The organism is Luteibacter sp. SVR4-7G (assembly GCF_056755555.1).
The window spans coordinates 1-15149 of sequence record NZ_JBPGXO010000048.1; the positions used below are offsets into that span (position 1 = coordinate 1).

General features: G+C 67.7%; 12 protein-coding genes. 6 read left to right on the plus strand and 6 right to left on the minus strand.

Annotated elements, in window-relative coordinates; all coding sequences use genetic code 11:
* Positions 1-151: 151 nt before the first annotated feature.
* Complete coding sequence (locus ACR9ZH_RS15825) at positions 152-937, minus strand: AMP nucleosidase (RefSeq protein ID WP_481291717.1); 786 nt, start codon at positions 935-937, stop codon at positions 152-154.
* A gap of 119 nt (positions 938-1056) precedes the next feature.
* Here ACR9ZH_RS15825 and ACR9ZH_RS15830 point away from each other — a divergent pair, with 119 nt between their 5' ends.
* Positions 1057-2001: a DegV family protein gene (locus ACR9ZH_RS15830; RefSeq protein WP_481291740.1), complete on the plus strand. Its 945-nt coding sequence runs from the start codon at positions 1057-1059 to the stop codon at positions 1999-2001.
* Positions 2002-2003: 2 nt separating this feature from the next.
* A complete protein-coding gene (locus ACR9ZH_RS15835; RefSeq protein WP_481291718.1) occupies positions 2004-2645 on the plus strand; it encodes a DUF4124 domain-containing protein in 642 nt (213 codons plus the stop codon).
* A 40-nt stretch (positions 2646-2685) separates the two neighbouring features.
* Here the strand turns inward: ACR9ZH_RS15835 and ACR9ZH_RS15840 are convergent, their stop codons facing one another.
* Positions 2686-3918 carry an Hsp70 family protein gene (locus ACR9ZH_RS15840; RefSeq protein WP_481291719.1) on the minus strand — a complete coding sequence of 411 codons (1233 nt, stop codon included), beginning with the start codon at positions 3916-3918 and terminating at the stop codon, positions 2686-2688.
* Between the two features lie 35 nt (positions 3919-3953).
* A complete protein-coding gene (locus ACR9ZH_RS15845; RefSeq protein WP_481291720.1) occupies positions 3954-4736 on the minus strand; it encodes an SDR family oxidoreductase in 783 nt (260 codons plus the stop codon).
* Positions 4737-4879: 143 nt separating this feature from the next.
* On the opposite strand from ACR9ZH_RS15845, the gene ACR9ZH_RS15850 reads away from it, so the two are divergent.
* Positions 4880-5086: a hypothetical protein gene (locus tag ACR9ZH_RS15850; protein WP_481291721.1), complete on the plus strand. Its 207-nt coding sequence runs from the start codon at positions 4880-4882 to the stop codon at positions 5084-5086.
* Between the two features lie 206 nt (positions 5087-5292).
* On the opposite strand, the gene sppA is transcribed toward ACR9ZH_RS15850, so the two are convergent.
* Complete coding sequence (gene sppA / locus ACR9ZH_RS15855) at positions 5293-7212, minus strand: signal peptide peptidase SppA (RefSeq protein ID WP_481291722.1); 1920 nt, start codon at positions 7210-7212, stop codon at positions 5293-5295.
* A 52-nt stretch (positions 7213-7264) separates the two neighbouring features.
* A complete protein-coding gene (locus tag ACR9ZH_RS15860) occupies positions 7265-8653 on the minus strand; it encodes an MATE family efflux transporter (protein ID WP_481291723.1) in 1389 nt (462 codons plus the stop codon).
* A gap of 89 nt (positions 8654-8742) precedes the next feature.
* Between ACR9ZH_RS15860 and ACR9ZH_RS15865 the strand changes: the two genes are divergently transcribed.
* From ACR9ZH_RS15865 to tal, 3 genes are all read left to right on the plus strand, one after another.
* Positions 8743-9897: a DUF3667 domain-containing protein gene (locus ACR9ZH_RS15865; RefSeq protein WP_481291724.1), complete on the plus strand. Its 1155-nt coding sequence runs from the start codon at positions 8743-8745 to the stop codon at positions 9895-9897.
* Positions 9898-10268: 371 nt separating this feature from the next.
* Positions 10269-12443, plus strand: a complete 2175-nt coding sequence (locus ACR9ZH_RS15870) for a primosomal protein N' (protein ID WP_481291725.1) — start codon at positions 10269-10271, stop codon at positions 12441-12443.
* Between the two features lie 123 nt (positions 12444-12566).
* Positions 12567-13520 carry a transaldolase gene (tal, locus tag ACR9ZH_RS15875; RefSeq protein ID WP_481291726.1) on the plus strand — a complete coding sequence of 318 codons (954 nt, stop codon included), beginning with the start codon at positions 12567-12569 and terminating at the stop codon, positions 13518-13520.
* A 158-nt stretch (positions 13521-13678) separates the two neighbouring features.
* On the opposite strand, the gene ACR9ZH_RS15880 is transcribed toward tal, so the two are convergent.
* Entirely contained in the window at positions 13679-15055 is a 1377-nt protein-coding gene (locus ACR9ZH_RS15880; RefSeq protein ID WP_481291727.1) for an efflux transporter outer membrane subunit, read from the minus strand.
* Between the last annotated feature and the right edge of the window lie 94 nt (positions 15056-15149).

Here is a 15149-nt window from a genome sequence, read left to right on the forward strand (position 1 = left end):
ACGCCCGAGCCAAATGCGATGGCGCTAGCCGAGCCGGGGCTTAAGCTCCCTGCGGCGAAGCCGCTTAAAGCATGGGCCCGCGCAAGCGGGCCAACCGATGCGAAACGCTCAGCGTGCGAGGGGCGCCATCAACGGCGCCGGCTGTGTGTTGCTACTCCCCATCATCTTCGAAGCGCAGGTGCTTCACGCTGCGACCGTGACGGCGGACCAGTTTGAGTGCCTCGACGCCGACCTTGATGTGCCGCTCCACGAAGTTTGCCGTGACCGCGGCGTCGCTGGTTTCCGTCTTCACGCCCTCGGGGATCATCGGCTGGTCGGACACGAGCAGCAGTGCGCCGCAGGGGATGTGGTTGGCGAAGCCGGCGGCGAAGATCGTCGCGGTCTCCATGTCGATCGCCATGCTGCGGGTGCGGCGCAGGTATTCCTTGAAGCCGTCGTCGTGTTCCCAGACACGGCGGTTGGTCGTGTACACCGTGCCGGTCCAGTAGTCGTGGCCGAGGTCGCGGATCATCGTGGAGACGGCGCGCTGCAACTGGAAGGCAGGCAGCGCCGGCACTTCGGGAAGCAGGTAGTCGTTGGACGTGCCCTCCCCCCGGATGGCGGCGATCGGCAGGACCAGGTCGCCGATGGCGTTCTTTTTCTTCAGCCCGCCGCACTTGCCCAGGAACAGCACCGCCTGGGGCTCGATCACGCTGAGCAGGTCCATGATGGTGGCGGCGTTCGGGCTGCCCATGCCGAAGTTGATGAGGGTGATGCCATCAGCGGTGGCATTGGGCATCGGCCGGTCCCGGCCGCGCACTTCGACGCCGTGCTCCTGGGCGAAGCGGTCGACGTAATGACCGAAGTTGGTTAGCAGGATGTGCTGGCCGAAAGCGTCCAGGGGGGTGCCCGTGTAGCGGGGCAGCCAGTTGGAAACGATCTCGTTCTTGGTTTTCATGTCGAGCCTGGATGCGCTTGCGCGTTACCGGCGACGCCACGCCGGCGGAGTGCCATTTCAGTCATGCGAGTGTAGCATCCAGCTTGACGGGGCCGACGGGCCTTCGAACGGGGGTGACAATGCGCATCGGCGTGGCGATCGATGCGGCATGCGACGTGCCGCATGACTTCCTGGAACGTAACGGCGTCGCGGTGATGCCAATCGCGGTCAAGGTCGACAACCAGCGCTTCAAGGACGACCGCGATCCCGCGGAAATCCAGCGCTTCCGCGACCAGAAACTCGGCAGCCGCAGCCATTCGGCCGAGACCGAGCCCAGTTCGGTGGAGGACGTGCAGGCCCTCTTCCTGGATCGCCTGGTGAAGGAGTACGACTGCGTCGTCTGCCTGACCATCATGGCGACACGCAGTCCGATCCACGACAACGTGATCAAGGCCAGCTTCGCGATCCTGAAGAATTACCGGCCCATCCGCGAGGAGGCCGGCCGGAGCGGCCCGTTCCTGATGCGCGTGGTCGACACCCGCAACATCTTCGCCGGCGCCGGCCCCGCCATCGCGGAGACGGTGCGGATGATCCAGGCCGGCCGCTCGCCTGCCGAGGTGCGCGAACGGGCGGCGCAGATCGCCGACTGCTCCTATGGCTACATGCTGCCCCGCGACCTCAACTACCTGCGCTCCCGCGCCCGCAGCAAAGGCGACCGCAGCGTGAGCTTCCTCAGCTCGATGCTGGGCACGGCGCTCGACATCAAGCCGATCCTGCGCGCCCATCGCGGCGAGACGGGGCCGGTGGGAAAGATCCGCGGCTTCGAACAGGGCGCCCTGGCGCTCTTCGAATACGCCGCCAAGCGGGTGCAGGCGGGACTCCTGGTACCGTCCCTCTCGCTCAGCTACGGCGGCGACCTCGACGACATGCGCAACCTGCCCGGCTACAACGCCCTCGTCCGCACCTGCGAGGACGCCGGCGTGCAGGTCCTGGAAAGCCCGATGGGCATCACCGGCATGGTCAACGTGGGCGAAGGCGCCATGACCCTCGGGCTCGCTTCCGAGGACCACCTGGCCGAGTTCTGAGCATGTACGCGGTCCGCAGCGCGGTGCTGGCGGCGATGCTGATGGCGGCCGGCACGGCGACGGCCGGAACCGTCTACAAGTGCGAGGCCGGGGGCCGGACGATCTACCAGCAGACCCCCTGCGCGAAGAGCCAGCGCCAGCAGACGATCCAGTTGCAGGACCCGGCGCCGGCCGTGGACCGCCCGGCCGCTGTGCCGGCGCCGTCACCTTCGGCAGCGGACGCGGAGACGCCTCAGCCCTCCGCCCCCAGCGCCCCTCCGCCGACGCTGTTCGGCTGCATCAGGGCGACGGACGGCAAGCCTTACACCAGCCCCGACGGGCGAACCGAACCGTACATGGCGCCGCTGGGCGTCCTCGGCGCGGTGGGCCAGCCGCTCGCCGATACCTATGGCAACCGCGGCTCGGCCACCGCGTCCGCGCCGGAGTTGAACCGCGGCAAAGGCAACGTAGCCGCGATAACGAACAGCAACTACGTATGGGTGCAGGACGAGTGCCGGCCCCTGTCCCCGGCGGAATCCTGCCGCGCATTGCGCGACGAAGCGGAAGCGAACCAGCGCTCCATCCGCAACGCGTTCAAGAGCGAGCGCGGCCCGCTCGAAGCGAAAGACGCGCAGTTGCGGCAACAGCTGCAAGGCTGCCACTGAGCAACAGCCGCACAGCTGCGGCTCGCACAACGAATTCCTGTCAGGCTGGTGTCGCCATGCGTTCCGTCGCGGCGACGGCCAGGCCGGACACGACGCCGAGCGACGGATCGCCCTCGGCCATCGGAATGCCCGGGAAGCTTTCGCGCACCGCCGCCTTCACGATCGGCGAGCGCGAGGTGCCGCCGGTGAGGAATACGCTTGCCGGAACGGACGGCCATTCCTCGCGAACTTCGCCGAGCAGCCGCTGCATGCGTTCGATGAAAGGCTCCACCGCCTGGTCCATGTCGGTGCGCGCGATGTGCACGCCCAGCCCCGCTTCGAGGAAGCCGAGGTCCGCATCCGTGCGCTCGTGGCTGCTCAATACGATCTTGCTGCGTTCCGCCGTCTGGTTCAGCCGCGTGGTGGCTCCCGGCTGCTGCAACGCCTGCAGGCGCGAACGCCAGGGCTCGTCCACGAAGCGGTAATCCTGGCGGCGGAACTCGCGCTGCTTCGGCAGGTTGTGCACGCTCGCCGCTTCCACGTAGTGGTGCACGGGCACGCGGGTGACGTTGTTGCCCAGCTGCGGCATGAAGGCGTGCATGCTGAGGTTCACGTCGAGGTCGGTGCCGCCCTTGGCAAGGCCCCAAGTGCGCACGATCCGCGGCAGCTCGTCGCCACCGAGTTCGGCGAAGGCGACGTCGGTGGTGCCGCCACCGATGTCGACGATCAGCGCCGTCTGCCGCGTGGCGAGGCGCTTGTGGTAGTGCATCGCCGCCGCGGCCGGTTCCTCGAGGAAGCTCACGCTGTCGAAGCCGGCGATGGCGGCCGCCTCGCGCAGGATCTCCACCGCCTGTTCCGAGCCCTTCTCACCCATGGAACTGCGGAAGTGCACCGGCCGGCCGATCACCGCCGTGCGCACCTCGTCGCCGAGCTGACGGGTCGCGGCGAGACGGATGTGCTCGAGGACGTACGTGGCGATGTGCACGATCACCTTGCGCACCTGCGGGTCCATGCGGAACCCGAGCATCGATTTCGGCGATTCGATCAGGTTGCCGTCGCCATACTCGAGATACGCCGCCACGGCCTCGTCGCCGAACAGCGCATCCTCGAAGCTCTGCACGGTCGCGGCGCGCGCCTCCGCGGAGCGGCGTTTCGTGGGATCGGGCACCACCTCGGGAAAGAACACCGCGGTGCGGAACTGCTTCGCGTCACCGAAGGCGACATGGGTAAGCTCGCCATCGACGTAGGTCGCGGCGGCCGTGTAGCTCGTGCCGAAATCGATACCGATGCGCATGGAAATTCCTCGGGGGAACTCCCAATCTTAAGGCTTCAGAAGCCGTAGCGCAGGAATCCGCCGTCCACGGCCACGATTTCCCCCGTGACGTAGCTGGACGCGGGCAGGCAAAGGAAGGCCACCGCGCCGGCGACTTCCTCGGGCTCGCCGATGCGCCCCATGGGCGTGCGGTCCAGTACGTCCTCGAGGTACTCCGCGTCGGCCAGCGCCGGTTCGCTGCGCTGCGTGCGGATGTACCACGGCGCCACCGCGTTCACGCGGATGCCGTCCTCGGCCCATTCGCAGGCCAGGTTGCGGGTCATCTGGTGCAGGGCGGCCTTGGTCATGCCATACGGCGAACCGGTGCGTACGTGGACGATGCCCGACACCGAGCCGACGTTCACGATCGCGGCGTTGGCGTGCTGAACGAGGTGGGCATAGGCCGCGCGGCTCATTTCGTAGGCGGAGAATACGTTGAGCTCGAACAGGGCGCGGTATTCGTCCGCCTCGTAATCCAGCGTGGGCTTAGGCGTATTGCCGCCCACGTTGTTCACGAGGATGGACAGGTTCATGCCGAGGTCGGTGACCCAGTCGAAGACGGCGAGGCGGTCTTCGTGGTCCGAGAGATCGGCCGCCATGCCGAGCACTTCGACGTCGGGGCATTCCTCGGCGAGTTCGTCGCGCACTTCCTGCAGGGCCAGTTCGTCCCGCGCGACGAGCAGCACGTCGGCGCCCAGGGCCGCGAGTTCGCGCGCGCAGGCGTAGCCGATGCCCTTGCTGGCCCCGGTGACGAGGGCGGTACGGCCGTCGAGGCGCCAGCTGGCGAGTCGTGGGTGCATGTCGGGTCTCCGTGCTTTGCGTCGATCCTAGGGCCTGTTCACACGGTTCGCATAGCCCGTGAACAGTTGAACAGGCGCCCTTGGCGATTGCGTCCGCCGCGCGACAGCGCCAGACTCGGCGCCGTTACCGGAGGAGCCGCGCCATGATCCGCTATTTCCCGCTGCTGGCGCTGGCCGTCGCCTGCGCGGCCTGCTCGAAGCCACCACAGCCGCACGAACCGCCAACCCCGCAAGCGCGGGTGGAAACGCCGTGGGATTCGCTGGAGGCGCAGAAGAAAAAGGCGCAGGACGTGCAGAAGACGGTGGACGACCAGGCGAAGGCCCAGGCCAAGGCCATCGAGGCGGAGTAGGAGCCCTGGCCACAACGCGAGAGGGAGTGTAGGAGCGCGCCTTGCGCGCGACAGCTTTTCGCGGTGAGCAGCAGGCCTGTTGTTTATGCTTCGAATGACGTCAGGGCCTGTTGTTAACGGCCTCGAAAGACATCAGGACCAGTTGCTCATGGCCTCAAAAGATGTCGCGCGCAGGCGCGCTCCTACATCTCGCTGTGTTCATACGGTCAGCGCGGTGAGCAGAAGCAGTACGCGTACACGTGCGGCTTGCCTGCTTCCGCGCCGCGGAACAGCGACCACTCCGGTGCCAGCTTCGGCAGGTCGGCCACCCACGAGGGCAGGCGCACGCCCCACGATATCGCGACCCGGGCCTCCGGGCTGTCGCCGATGCTGGTGAGGAAGCGCTCGAAGGCGCCCATCGGCTTCTCCGCGTAGCGCACGTTGTAATCCTTGCCGAGACCGGCCTGCCCGGCGGCGTCGCGGATGGCGTCGTCGAGGCTGCCGAGGCGGTCGACGAGGCCGCGGTCGAGCGCCTGCTGGCCCGTCCATACCCGGCCCTGCGCGATGGCGTCGATCGCGGCGAAATCCTTGCCGCGCGCCTTCGCCACGTTACCGACGAAGTCCCGGTAGCCCTTGTCGATGATGCTCTGGATGAGCACACCCACGTTGGGGTCGAGCGGCCGGGTCATGTCGAAGGCCCCGGCCAGCGGACCGGTGGAAACGCCGTCGCTCTTCACGCCGATCTTCGCGAGGGTGTCGGGCACCGTGAAGAACATGCCGAAGATGCCGATGGAGCCGGTGATGGTGTTCGGCTCCGCGTAGATCCGGTTCGCGTTCATCGAGATCCAGTAGCCGCCGCTGGCAGCCACGTCGCCCATCGACACCACCACCGGGATGCCCGCCTCGCGGGTCAGCTCCACCTCGCGGCGGATCTGTTCGGCCGCGTAGACCTCGCCGCCGGGCGAGTTCACGCGCAGCACGAGCGCGCGCGTGCGCCGGTCGTCGCGCACCGCGCGGATGAGCGCCGCGGTGGACTCGCCGCCGATCCGGCCCTGCGCCTGCTTGCCGCCGGTGATCTCGCCTTCGGCGACGACCACGGCCACGCCCGGACCGGTCTGCAGCATGTCGACGTTGGACAGGCCCTTGTCGGCCAGGTAGCCGCCCAGGTCGACCTGGCGGAAACCTTGGTCTTTCTTGCCGGCCGGCACGCCCTGCTCGCGCAGCATCTTGACGAATTGCTGTTCGGTGGCGATGCCGTCGGCAAGCTTCTCGTCGACGGCCAGCTGGGCGAGGCTGCCCTTGGCGTCGCGCACGCGATCGGCCAGGCCGTCGACGTCGGCGCGCAGCGCCGCGGGATCGAGGTGGCGCATCGTCGCCACTTCGTCGATCCAGGTGTTCCACAGGCCGCCGAGCCAGAAGGCATCGGCTTCCTTCGACTCGGGCGACGCGTGGTCGAGGATGAAGGGCTCGGCCGCGCTCTTGAACTGGCCGACGCGGAACAGGTGGACCTGCACCCCGAGGCGATCGAGCATGTCCTTGTAGAACAGGCGGTAGTTCGCAAGCCCGGTGGCCATTACCCCGCCCTGCGGGTCGATGTACAGCTTGTCGGCATGTGCAGCGAGGTAGTACTGCCCCTGCTCCAGGCTGACGGCCCAGGCGAGCACCGGCTTGCCGGTCTTGCGGAAGCGGTCGAGGGCCGCGCCGACCTCGCGCAGGGCGGCGAAGCCACCGGCCTGCAGTTTGTCCGGGCGCAACACGATGCGGCTGATGCGGTCGTCCTTCGCCGCGCTGTCGATGGCGCGGACCAGGTCGCGGACCTGCACCTGCTTCACCCCGTCGCCGGACATCCGCCCGATGGCGCGCGAGAACGGATCGGCGCTGTACTGCTCGACCAGCGCGCCTTCCGGCGCCAGCACCAGCACCGTGCGGTCGTCGACCTGGTTCGCCCGCCCGCCGAGGAACACGAGCACCAGGAAAATCGCCAGGATCCCGAAGAAGATCGTGTTGATGATCACCAGCCGCGTGATGTTGAGGCCGCGCCCCAGGCCGAGCATGACCCTGCCGAATCCACCGCCGCGACGCGAGGGCGGAACGGGCCGGGGGCGGCTTGGCAGGGGTGGCGGCACGGCGTCGTAGCGATCCGACATCTAGGCGGTTCCTCAGGAGTTACGCCCAGCGTAACCCGTCGGACCGTTGGTATCACGTGTGGAATGGCACGGGCGCCGCCGTATCCGGATCGTCACGCCAGTTTCCCTTCGCGCTGCTCCGCCAGAACCGCGCGAAGAGCAGGACGGCGGCCATGCTGAGGCCGGCGATCAGGCCGATCCACATGCCGCGGGCGCCCATATCGCGGTGGAACGCGAGCCACCAGCCGATCGGCATGCCGACCACCCAGTAGGCGAACAGGGTGATGCCCATGGGCACCCGCGTGTCCTTGAGTCCGCGCAGGGCACCGTTCGAGGCCACCTGGATGCCATCGGAGAACTGGAAGAAGCCGGCCAGGATCAACAGCTGCGAGGCCATCGCGATGACCGCCGCGTCGCCGGTGTACAGGCGGGCGATCGCCTCCGGAAACGCGAGCATCACGCCGGAGGACACGAACTGCGTGACGAGCACCAGGGTGATGCCCGAGAGACCGGCGTAGCGCACGCCGGCCACGTCACGACGGCCCGCCGCGTTGCCCACGCGCACGGTGATCGCCATCGACAGGCCCAGCGGAATCATGAAGGCCACCGACGCCACGTTGAGCGCCACATGATGGCCCGCGGTGACCGTCTCGCCGAGGCGGCCGATCAGCAGCGCGACGGCGACGAACAGCCCCGCCTCCATCAACAGGGTCACCGCCATCGGCAGGCCGATATGCAACAGCTGGCCGATCTTGCGCAGGTCGGGCTTCGCCATGCGCCCGCGCAGGTTGAGGTCGCGATAATTGCGGTGCTTCAGTACGTAGATGGCGAAGCCGAGCATCTCCGCCCAGAGCACCACCGCCGTGGCGATGCCGCTGCCGCGCGCGCCCATCACGGGAAAGCCCAGCTTGCCGTACATCAGCACGTAACCCAGCGGGGCGAGCAGCACCAGGCCGCCGAAGCTGAAGTACATCGACGGCCTCGGCATCGACAAGCCCTCGGACAGGCCGCGCAAGGCGAAATACGTGGTGAGCGCCGGTGCTGCGAAACAGATGGCGTGAAGGAAGGCCTCCACGTCCGGACGCATGGATTCCACCACGCCGAACAGCACCATCAGCGGCGAGGCGTGCCACACCGCGATGCCGAGCAGCAGGCCGAGGCCCCATGCGATGTAGAGCGCCTGGTGGAACACCGGACCCACCTCGGCACGGCGGCCGGCGCCGTCGAGCTGCGCCACGGTCGGAGGCACCGCCATCATGGTGCCGATGCCGGTCACGATCGCCAGCACCCAGATGCTCGCGCCCGTCACCACCGACGCCTGCGTATGCGCGGCCTGGTGGCCGGCGAGGACGGCGTCGACGACGTTGGTGCCGATGGCGGAAAGTTGCGCGACGATCATCGGCAGGGCCAGCCGTACGGTGGCGCCGATCTCTCGCCGCGCGCGGGCGCGGTCGATGGTCATGGGCGGGATGACGATGAGGGCCGTCCATTGTACCGGTTGCCGTGCCATCATCCGCAGCCGAAAGGGGAAAAACTCGGGGAAATGCAGCGATGAACCAACTGACGCCGTCGCCGGGCCTGCTCTGCGCGAATTGCAGCGAGGAACTGAAGGGCGAGTTCTGTCACCACTGCGGGCAGTCGATCAAGAGCGTGATACGGCCGGTCTCGCACATGCTCGAAGACGCCGGCGACCTGTTCTTCCACATGGACGAACGCATCGTCCACACGCTGCCGCCGCTCTACACGAAGCCGGGTTTCCTCACCCTCGAATATTTCTCGGGCCGCCGCGTGCGCTACATCGCGCCGTTCCGCCTCATGTTCGTGTTCTGCCTGCTCGCCTTCTTCGTCATGCACCTCGCGTTCGACAGCGCGCCACTGGTTGCGGCGACGGAAGGCGGCACGGCGGCCCGCGGTGACATCGCCGAGTTCCAGGCCGCGACGACGGCCAGCGACGTGCGCGAGCTCTACCGGGAGCACATGGCGGACCTCGACGATGCCCTTGCGAACCCGGGCCTTCCGGGGGTGGCGCGGACGGGGATCACGATGAGCCAGGGCATGATCCGCGATGCCGCCAACAAGCGCCTCGCCGAGCTGAAGGCCGAGCCCATATCCGTCACCGGCGCCCGCGACGCCTCCAGCCATTCCACCGAATGGCTGCGGGCCAGCACGAGCGTCAACATCGCCTGGCTACCCGACGCGGTGAACCGCCGCCTGGAACGGGGCATTGCCCACGTGAAGGCCAACCTCCTGCAACTCCGGAACGATGGGCCGGAGAAGAAGGAAGCCATCCGCCGGATCAGCGAGAGCTTCTTCTCGGTGCTGCCGCAGACCCTGCTGGTGATGATTCCGGTGTTCGCGCTGATCCTGAAGCTCTTCTACGTCTTCAAGCGCCGGCTCTACATGGAGCACCTCATCGTGGCGCTGCACAGCCACGCCTTCCTGTTCATCTCGCTGCTCGGCCTGATGCTCCTCGGCTTCGCCAGGGAGGCCCTGCGCACGCGCTTCCCGCCGGCAGGGACGGCCATCACCCTGGTCCAGTCGGCGATGTGGATCTGGATGCCGGTCTACCTGCTGATCATGCAGAAGAGGGTGTACCGGCAGGGCTGGCCGATGACCCTGCTCAAGTACTGGCTGATAGGCAGTATCTATTTCTGGCTGTTGTTGTGCGTGATCACCGTCGCCGCCGTCCTTGCCGCGGCGCACTAAGATTTTTTCCTAAGCGGCGAGGGTTTGTGCACAGGTGGGAAGGCGCCTTGGCGTTTGTCAAGCCGACATGGACGGCTGGTGAACACCACTCCCAAGCCGATTCGCAAGTCATTGAATTAAAATTATATTTCAGCTTGGTTAAAATGTACCCAAGCTAACCCGAACCGCCCAACCATGCGCCTTGGATGCCTGCCATCCGAGGCTCATCCACAGAGTTATCCACAGAGCTTGTGGATAACATGGAAAGCGGTCCCGGGGCGGGCACTTACAGCTTCTTCTTCCCTTTGCGTACCTCATTCCTAGGCAAACCCATGTGCCGCTGGTCAATCATTGACCAGCAATTCGGCATCTCCCTTTAAACTAGGCCTCGCATGATCGCCGTCCTACGCGTCGCCCTTCCGGTGCCCCTGCCGACCCTGTTCGACTACCTGCCGCCCCTGGCGGGCGAGGCACGGGCGGGGTCGCGGGTGCGGGTGCCGTTCGGCCGCGGCGAGATGGTCGGCGTGGTGGTCGACCCGGCCGCCGAGGCGGCGGTGAGCGCCACGCGCCTGAAGCGGGTGAGCGAGGTACTCGATCCGTATCCGCTGCTCGATGGCGAGCTGATGGCCACGCTGGCCTGGGCGGCCGACTATTGGGCGGGTGCGCCTGGAGAAGCCTTCGCCAATGCCCTGCCGCTGGCCCTGCGCGAGCCCCGGCCTCTGCCCGCGACCGGCCGCGAGACCTGGGCACTGACTGCGCAAGGCCGTTCCGCGCGCGATGCGAAAAGCCGCAAGGGCGGTTCGGCGGCTTTGCTGGAGGCTTTGCACGACGGTCCTCGCGCCGCCGACGACCTCGCGCTGGCCTTGCCAGGATGGCGCGCGGCGGCGCGGCGCCTCCTCGACGCCGGTCTGGTGGAGACCTTCGAGCAGGAAGATGCCTCCCTGCCTGCGGTGTCCGCGCCGGCACCGGCCCTGAGCGAGGAACAGGCGGCGGCGGTGGCCGCCATCGCCGAGGGCTTCGGCGGGTTTCAGCCTTATCTGCTGGATGGCGTGACGGGCAGCGGCAAGACCGAGGTCTACCTCGCGCTGATCGAACGGGCGCTGGCCGAGGGCAAGCAGACCTTGCTCCTCGTCCCGGAGATCGGCCTCGCGCCGCAGACGGTGCGGCGCCTTCGCGAACGTCTCGGCGTGGCGGTGGAAGTGCTCCATTCGAACCTGGCCGAGGGCGAACGTGCCCGTGCCTGGCTGCGCGCGCGCAACGGTACGGCACGCGTCGTCCTGGGCACGCGCTCGGCCGTGTTCACCCCGCTGCCGCATGCCGGGCTGATCGTGGTCGACGAAGAACACGATTCCTCCTATAAGCAACAGGAAGGTTTCCGCTACCACGCCCGCGACCTCGTGCTGGTGCGCGCCCGCGCCCTGGGCGTGCCTGTGGTGCTGGGTTCGGCGACGCCGTCGCTGGAATCGCTCGGCAACGTGCAGGCGGGGCGTTACCGTCGACTGGTCCTGCGGGCCCGTCCGGGGGCGTCCCAGTCCACCCGGGTGCAGATCGTCGACATGCGCGCGCAGCGGCTGGACCATGGCCTGTCGCCGACCCTGGTGAATGCCGTGGCGGCCTGCGTCGGGCGCGGCGAGCAGGCCCTGGTCTTCCGCAACCGGCGGGGCTATGCCCCGGTGCTGCTCTGCCACGACTGCGGCTGGCATGCCGACTGCCCGCGCTGCGACCGCCCCATGACCCTGCACGCGGGGCGGCGGAGACTCGTCTGCCACCACTGCGACAACGTGGCCCAGGTGCCACCCGCCTGCCCATCCTGCGGCTCGGCGAACCTGAGCCCGCAAGGCCAGGGCACCGAACGCCTGGAAGAGGCGCTGGCCGAGCGGTTCCCGGACATCCCGGTGATCCGTATCGACCGTGAGACGACGCGCCGCCGCGAAGCGTTCGGCGACATCCTCGACGGACTGCGCGAGGACAAGCCGGCGATCCTGGTGGGCACCCAGATGCTGGCGAAGGGACACGACCTGCCCAATCTCACCCTCGCCGCCATCGTCGGCGTGGACGAAGGCCTGCACAGCGTGGATTTCCGCGCCGGCGAGCGGCTCGCCCAGCTCGTGGTCCAGGTGGCGGGCCGTGCCGGGCGCGCCAGCAAGCCGGGAAGCGTCCTGCTCCAGACCCATCACCCAGACCACACGATGCTGCATGCGCTGCTGCGCGGCGGCTATCCGGCCGTCGCGGAAACCCTGCTCGAGGAACGCCACGTGCTCGGGCTGCCGCCCTATTCGCACCAGGTCCTGCTGCGCGTGGATGCGCTGGGCCGTGCCGAAGTCGACGAGTTCCTCCACCAGGCCCACCTGGCGATCGGGAATCCCGGCGACCTGCGCGTGGCCGGCCCCATGCCCGCGCCCATGCCGCTGCGCGCGGGCCGCCACCGGGGGCAACTCCTGGTGGAGGCCGACACGCGCGCGCGCCTGCACGCCTTCCTGCGGCCCTGGCGGCAGGCCCTCCCCGGCCTGGCGGCGGCACGCAAGGTGCGCTGGTCGCTCGACGTGGATCCGATCGACCTTTATTGACGCTTGATTCGCAAGCTTTCGCTCACACCTCTTGGATACGCTGAACCCATACGTTCGGATGCCTACATTTGCCGGGCATTCGGCGCCACAATAGAAGTCTTATCAGGTAACGGGACCCCCAACGTGACCAGTCAGCTCGAGCAACTCCGCAAGATCACCAAGGTCGTGGCCGACACCGGCGACATCGCCGCCATGAGCAAATACAAGCCGGAGGACGCGACCACCAATCCGTCGCTGCTCCTGAAGGCCGCCGCCATTCCCAACTACGCCGGCTACATCGGCGAAGCGATCGATTGGGCCAAGTCGCAGAGCAACAGCCGCGACCGGCAGCTGACCGACGCCGGCGACCGGCTGGCCGTACTGGTGGGCCGCGAGATCCTCAATATCGTTCCTGGCCGCGTCTCGACCGAAGTCGATGCACGGCTTTCGTTCGACATGCATGCTTCCATGGAGAAGGCGCGCCGCCTGATCGGCTTCTACGAAGAGATCGGCATCAAGCGCGAACGCATCCTCATCAAGCTGGCTTCCACCTGGGAAGGCATCCGCGCCGCGGAACAGCTGCAGAAGGAAGGCATCAACTGCAACATGACGCTGATCTTCAGCTTCGAACAGGCCGTGGCCTGCGCCGAGGCCGGCGCCTTCCTGATTTCGCCGTTCGTGGGCCGCATCCTCGACTGGTACGTCGCGAATACCGACAAGAAGACGTATGCCCCTGAAGAAGACCCGGGCGTGCAGTCGGTCCGCCGCATCTACGACTGGTACAAGCTGCATGGCTTCGAAACCGTCGTGATGGGTGCCAGCTTCCGCAACATCGGCCAGATCCAGGCCCTCGCCGGCTGCGATCGCCTCACCATCTCGCCGGAACTGCTGAAGCAGCTGGACGAGACGAACGAACCGCTGCCCGTGGCGCTGAAGGACAGCGGCCGCCGCGAGCCGGCACCCGCGAAGATCGACGAAGCCAAGTTCCGCTGGGGCCATAACGAAAACGCGATGGCCACCGACAAGCTCGCCGACGGCATCCGCAAGTTCGCCGCCGACCAGCGCAAGCTCGAGGAACTGCTCGGCGCGAAGCTGTAACGGCGCCTCCGCCTGCGCGGCGGTACGTACGTGCCTGCGCACGTGCCCGCGCATTGTAGGAGCGCGCCTTGCGCGCGACGGCTTTTCGCGATCCCGTAACAGGTCCTGCTGCTCTTCGCGAAACGCTGTCGCGCGCGTTGCGCGCTCCTACATAAAGTTCAGGCGCTCCAGCCGCCGCCTAGCGCGCGTACCAGCTGCACGCTGGCGCGGAGCTGGCGGGTTTCGAGATCGATGACGCTGCGTTGCGCGTCTAGCGCAGTGGTCTGGGCCTGCACCACGTCGAGGTAGCCGACCGCGCCCTCGCGATACCGGGTGAGCGAGAGGTCGACGGAATGCTGGGCCGCGTCGGCTGCCGCGCGCTGGTCGACCAGCGCGGTGCCGAGGTCACGCAGGAGGGTGAGGTTGTCTTCCACCTGCGCGAATGCGTTCAGCACCACGCCACGGTAATCCGCGCCTGCCTCGTCCGTCGCCGCCTTCGCCTGTTCCACGGCGGCTTTGCGACGCCCCCCGTCGAACACGCTCAGCAGCAGCGTGGGCCCGATGGCCCAGAAGCGGTTGGGCGCGGTGGCGATGCTGCCCCAGCGATCGCTCTGCCAGCCGCCCTGGCCATCCAGCGTCAGCTGCGGGAAATACGCCGAACGGGCGATGCCCACACGGGCATTGGCGGCGGCGGTGCGTCGTTCCGCCGCGGCGATGTCCGGGCGACGCTGCAGGATCGACGACGGCACTTCGACCGGAATGGTTGGCACCTTGACCTGCACATCATCGGTGGCGAGCGTGAAACTCGACGCCGAATCCCCCACCAGCACCGCGATGGCGTGCAGTACGAGCGCACGCTGCGCCTGTGCCTGGGTCAGCTGCGACTTCGCGTTCGACAGCTGGGTCTGCGCGCGTGCCACGTCGAGACCGGAGGCGATGCCGCCGTCGTGGCGCGACTGGGTCAGCGCCAGTGCGCGCGTGAACGCGGCGATGCTCTCTTCGAGCACCTTGATCTGGCGATCGAAGCCATTCAACTGGAGGTAGCTGTCCGCAAGCTGGGCCTGCAGGCTCAGCTGCACCGACGCGAGGTCCGCCGCGGAAGCCGCCTGCTCGGCGGTACCGGCGGTCACGCTGTCACGCACGCGGCCCCACAGATCCACTTCGTAATCGAGCTGGGCACCGATGGTGTAGGAGTTGTAGTTGCTCGGCGAGGTGGCGCCGCGCAGCGGCCGCGTATCGGACTCGCGATTGCGCTGGGCATTCGCGTTCAGTCCTACCTGCGGGAACAATCCCGAACGCACCTGCCGTGTAAACGCCTCGGACTGCTCGTAATGCGCCAGCGCCGCGGCGAGCGTGGCGTTGTTCGCCAGCAGTTTCGTCTGCAGATCGTCCAGGCGCGCATCGCCGTAGAGTTTCCACCAGCCGTTGCGGTCGATGCCGTCGGCGGGCTTCGCTTCCGTCCACGGCGTATCGGCGTTCGCGTACTGCGCGGCCATCGGCACTTCCGGTGCCTTATAGGCCGGCGCCAGCGAACAACCGGAAAGACCCGCCGCCAACAGGATTCCCAGAACCGCCCCCGGCCTGTGGGAGCCGGCTATGCCGGCGATCCCGCGGCAGCGGGCCAGCTTGCCCCGAGCACCCATCGCCGCT